This window comes from Caldimonas tepidiphila, from assembly GCF_003569765.1.
Lineage (GTDB): Bacteria > Pseudomonadota > Gammaproteobacteria > Burkholderiales > Burkholderiaceae_C > Caldimonas > Caldimonas tepidiphila.
Genome location: NZ_QXMG01000197.1, coordinates 1 through 615, shown reverse-complemented (window position 1 = coordinate 615; position 615 = coordinate 1). Strand labels below are relative to the sequence as shown.

Genomic DNA, 615 nt, shown 5'->3' with positions numbered 1-615 from the left:
CTGCACCTCGGCCGCGCACCGCTTCGTCCTCTTCAACTCACCGGGGGTGAATAGATACCGCGTGCGAGCTTCCAGATCGAGCGCGAAGCCGACAAGGATGACCGGATCCGGCGCTTTGCCGCGGCGATCGGACAGCACAGCGGCAAGCTCGACGATCCGCTCTCTGGTAAATCGCTTGAATTGCTGCAGCGCTCGATCCTCGGCGACGATGCGTTGCGCCTGGGCTTGCGCAAGTCCCCCGTCTTCGTCGGCGAGAACGCCCTCCACGGCCCGGTGGTGCACTACATCGCCCCCGGGTGCGGCAGGTCACCAACGTAGCATGGGCAAGCGCCTCGAGCGCTATCAACAAGCCACGCGCCGGCTTCAGGCTCCTTCGTGGAGCCCGGAAGTGCAGCGCGCGCCCCCCCCCGGCTCGATCCCCTTGGATAAGGCCGTGGAGATCGTCACCCGTGCGGGCGTGCTCACGCCCGCAGGAAAACTGGCCCCGCGCTACCGGTGAAGGGCGGGCAACTGCTCGTCGCGCTCCATGGTTGTGACCGCTCAACGCGCGACGCTTTAAGGCCCGTCATCAATTGCGTGATGATTGGATGCCTGATGCCAAGAGCAAGAGGCAGG

Annotated in this window: 2 protein-coding genes; one reads left to right on the top strand and one right to left on the bottom strand. The window is 65.5% G+C overall.

All coding sequences use genetic code 11. The features are described 5' to 3' along the window. Positions 1 to 267, bottom strand: a 267-nt coding sequence (locus tag D3A59_RS25070; RefSeq protein ID WP_157991728.1) for a hypothetical protein, incomplete at its 3' end; no start/stop codon positions are given. Positions 268 to 319: 52 nt separating this feature from the next. Between D3A59_RS25070 and D3A59_RS25760 the strand changes: the two genes are divergently transcribed. Next, positions 320 to 499 carry a hypothetical protein gene (locus D3A59_RS25760; protein ID WP_157991727.1) on the top strand — a complete coding sequence of 60 codons (180 nt, stop codon included), beginning with the start codon at positions 320 to 322 and terminating at the stop codon, positions 497 to 499. Positions 500 to 615 lie beyond the last annotated feature (116 nt).